Here is a 3,474-nt window from a genome sequence, read left to right as displayed (position 1 = left end):
CCTCGCGGGCGGAATGGGCAAGTTCACTGAACTTCGCCAACGTTTGCTGTTCGTCGTCGGGGCTTTGATCGTCTATCGCATCGGCTGCTACGTGCCGGTGCCGGGCGTCAATCCCGATGCCATGCTTGCCATGATGCAACAGCAGGGCGGCGGCATCGTGGACATGTTCAACATGTTCTCGGGCGGCGCCCTGCACCGTTTCAGCATTTTCGCGCTGAACGTGATGCCGTATATCTCGGCATCGATCGTGATGCAGCTGGCTGTGCACATCTTCCCCGCCTTGAAGGCGATGCAGAAGGAAGGTGAGTCCGGCCGCCGCAAGATCACCCAGTATTCGCGCATCGGCGCTGTGCTGCTCGCAGTGGTGCAGGGCGGTTCGATCGCGCTGGCGCTGCAGGGCCAGGTGTCGCCGACCGGTGCACCGGTCGTGTACATGCCGGGCATGGGCTTCGTGCTCACTGCCGTGGTCGCACTGACCGCCGGCACCATGTTCCTGATGTGGGTTGGTGAGCAGGTGACCGAGCGCGGCATCGGCAACGGCGTCTCGCTGATCATCTTCGCCGGTATCGTGGCGGGCCTGCCGGGTGCGGTCATCCACACCTTCGACGCCTACCGCGACGGCAACATCCAGTTCATCCAGCTGCTGCTGATCGCCATCGTCGTGCTSGCCTTCACCTWCTTCGTGGTGTTYGTCGARCGYGGYCAGCGYCGGATCACGGTGAACTACGCGCGCCGCCAGGGCGGTCGCAACGCGTACATGAACCAGACCTCGTTCCTGCCGCTGAAGCTGAACATGGCCGGCGTCATCCCGGCGATCTTCGCCTCGAGCCTGCTGGCCTTCCCGGCCACCCTGGCCATGTGGTCCGGCCAGGCTGCCAACCAGAGCACCTTTGGCCAGACCCTGCAGAAGGTCGCCAATGCCCTGGGTCCGGGCGAGCCGCTGCACATGATCGTGTTCGCTGCGCTGATCACCGGTTTCGCGTTCTTCTATACCGCGCTGGTGTTCAACTCGCAGGAAACCGCCGACAACCTGAAGAAGTCGGGCGCGCTGATTCCGGGTATCCGTCCGGGCAAGGCCACCGCCGACTACATCGACGGCGTGTTGACCCGACTGACTGCTGCCGGTTCGGCTTACCTGGTGATCGTCTGCCTGCTGCCGGAACTGATGCGCACGCAGCTGAACGCCTCGTTCTATTTCGGCGGTACTTCGCTGTTGATCGTGGTGGTGGTGGTGATGGACTTCATCGCCCAGGTGCAGGCGCACCTGATGTCCCACCAGTACGAGAGCCTGCTGAAGAAGGCCAACCTGAAGGGCGGCAACCGCGGCGGTTTTGCTCGCGGCTGATTAGCCTGTTATACTTTCGTCTTCCTGACGTGATGGTCCTCCGCTTCGCGGACTCTGGCCACACAAACGAAGGGCGGCCCCCGCAGCGGTTCCGGGTGGGGGTGTGATGAGGTGGTCCCGCGCTGGAGTAGCGCGGGCGGCCCGGGAGGCAACTCCAGGTCCAACCCCATCCGGCGCCGGAGCCTGGGCACACTCCCCGGGCCGGGTTCATGAAACCTCTGGTTTCACGGGCTTCCAAGTAAACCGGAACCTTGTTAGTATCACTGGTTCACTTTTTTGATCCATCCTGCCGGATCGGCGTGCCTTGAGCGCGCCGTCGGCCATCACTCAGCTGGAGAACCGCGTCATGGCGCGTATTGCAGGCGTCAACCTGCCAGCCCAGAAGCATGTCTGGGTCGGGTTGCAAAGCATTTACGGCATCGGCCGTACCCGTTCGAAGAAGGTCTGCGAAGTCGCAGGCGTCACTTCGACCACCAAGATCCGCGATCTGTCGGAGCCGGAAATCGAGCGCCTGCGCGCCGAAGTCGGCAAGTACATCGTGGAAGGCGATCTGCGCCGTGAAATCGGTATCGCGATCAAGCGCCTGATGGACCTGGGCTGCTACCGCGGCCTGCGTCACCGTCGCGGTCTGCCGCTGCGTGGCCAGCGCACCCGTACCAACGCCCGCACCCGCAAGGGCCCGCGCAAGGCGATCAGGAAGTAAGGGACATATAAATGGCTAAGCCTGCTGCTAAGACCAAGAAGAAGATCAAGCGCGTCGTCACCGACGGCGTTGCCCACGTCCACGCTTCGTTCAACAACACCATCGTGACCATCACCGACCGTCAGGGCAACGCTCTGTCGTGGGCGACCTCCGGTGGCGCTGGCTTCCGCGGTTCSCGCAAGTCSACCCCGTTCGCAGCCCAGGTGGCTGCCGAAAAGGCCGGTCGTGCTGCGCTGGACTACGGCGTGAAGTCGCTGGAAGTCCGCATCAAGGGTCCGGGTCCGGGCCGTGAGTCGGCCGTGCGTTCGTTGAACAACGTCGGCTACAAGATCACCAACATCATCGACGTGACGCCTATCCCGCACAACGGGTGCCGTCCGCCGAAGAAGCGTCGCGTCTAAAGGGAGCGATAAGAAATGGCTCGTTATATCGGTCCTACCTGTAAGCTCGCCCGTCGCGAAGGCGCCGACCTGTCCCTGAAGAGCCCGGCGCGTGCGCTGGACTCCAAGTGCAAGTTGGAGCAGAAGCCCGGCCAGCATGGCGCCACTGCCCGCAAGGGCAAGCTGTCCGACTACGCTACCCAGCTGCGTGAAAAGCAGAAGGTCAAGCGTATCTACGGTCTGCTGGAGCGTCAGTTCCGCAACTACTACAAGAAGGCCTCGACCAAGAAGGGCAACACCGGCGAGAACCTCCTGCAGCTGCTGGAAACCCGCCTGGACAACGTTGTCTACCGCATGGGCTTCGCCGTGACCCGTCCGGCTGCCCGTCAGCTGGTGTCGCACCGCGGCGTCACCGTGAATGGCAAGTCGGTCAACCTGGCCTCGTACCAGGTCAAGGCTGGCGACGCCATCGCCCTGTCTGAAAAGGCTGCCAAGCAGCTGCGCGTCCAGGAAGCCCTGACCGTCGCCGCCCAGCATGACCTGAGCCCGTCGTGGGTTGAAGTGGATTCCGGCAAGTTCTCCGGCATCTTCAAGGCTGTTCCGGATCGTTCGGATCTGCCTGCGGACATCAACGAAGCGCTGATCGTCGAGCTGTATTCGAAGTAATTCACATTGGAGAGCCCCCGGCGACGGCCGGGGGTTCACTAGGAGAACCCGCAACATGACGGTTACCGCCAACCAGGTTCTGCGTCCTCGCGGTCCGCAGATCGAACGCATTACCGACACCCGTGCAAAGGTCGTTATCGAACCTTTGGAGCGGGGTTACGGGCATACGCTGGGTAATGCCCTGCGTCGCGTGCTGCTGTCGTCCATCCCGGGCTTCGCCATCACGGAAGTCGAAATCGACGGCGTGTTGCATGAGTACACCACGGTCGAAGGTCTGCAGGAGGACGTGCTGGAAGTCCTGCTGAACCTGAAGGACGTGGCCATCCGTATGCACTCCGGCGACAACGCGACTCTGTCCCTGTCCAAGCAGGGTCCGGGCG

The 3,474-nt window shown here is 62.8% G+C and carries 4 protein-coding genes and 1 pseudogene; all 5 read left to right on the top strand.

Annotated features, from left to right (window positions below; all coding sequences use genetic code 11):
• A partial coding sequence (gene secY / locus AC1DJN_RS21270; protein ID WP_478040121.1) for a preprotein translocase subunit SecY occupies nucleotides 1-1,345 on the top strand: 1,345 nt, incomplete at its 5' end.
• A 346-nt stretch (nucleotides 1,346-1,691) separates the two neighbouring features.
• The gene (gene rpsM / locus AC1DJN_RS21265; protein ID WP_025879318.1) at nucleotides 1,692-2,048 is read left to right on the top strand and encodes a 30S ribosomal protein S13; all 357 of its coding nucleotides are present in this window, start codon (nucleotides 1,692-1,694) and stop codon (nucleotides 2,046-2,048) included.
• Nucleotides 2,049-2,059: 11 nt separating this feature from the next.
• A complete protein-coding gene (rpsK, locus tag AC1DJN_RS21260; RefSeq protein WP_004145443.1) occupies nucleotides 2,060-2,449 on the top strand; it encodes a 30S ribosomal protein S11 in 390 nt (129 codons plus the stop codon).
• Nucleotides 2,450-2,464: 15 nt separating this feature from the next.
• The gene (rpsD, locus tag AC1DJN_RS21255) at nucleotides 2,465-3,094 is read left to right on the top strand and encodes a 30S ribosomal protein S4 (protein WP_025879319.1); all 630 of its coding nucleotides are present in this window, start codon (nucleotides 2,465-2,467) and stop codon (nucleotides 3,092-3,094) included.
• A 55-nt stretch (nucleotides 3,095-3,149) separates the two neighbouring features.
• Nucleotides 3,150-3,474, top strand: a pseudogene (locus AC1DJN_RS21250) (DNA-directed RNA polymerase subunit alpha); the annotation flags it as partial.

The sequence above is a fragment of the Stenotrophomonas sp. 05L414_2 genome, assembly GCF_056397905.1.
The sequence above is the reverse complement of the archived record's forward strand: the minus strand, read 5'-3'. Positions and strand labels throughout refer to the sequence as shown.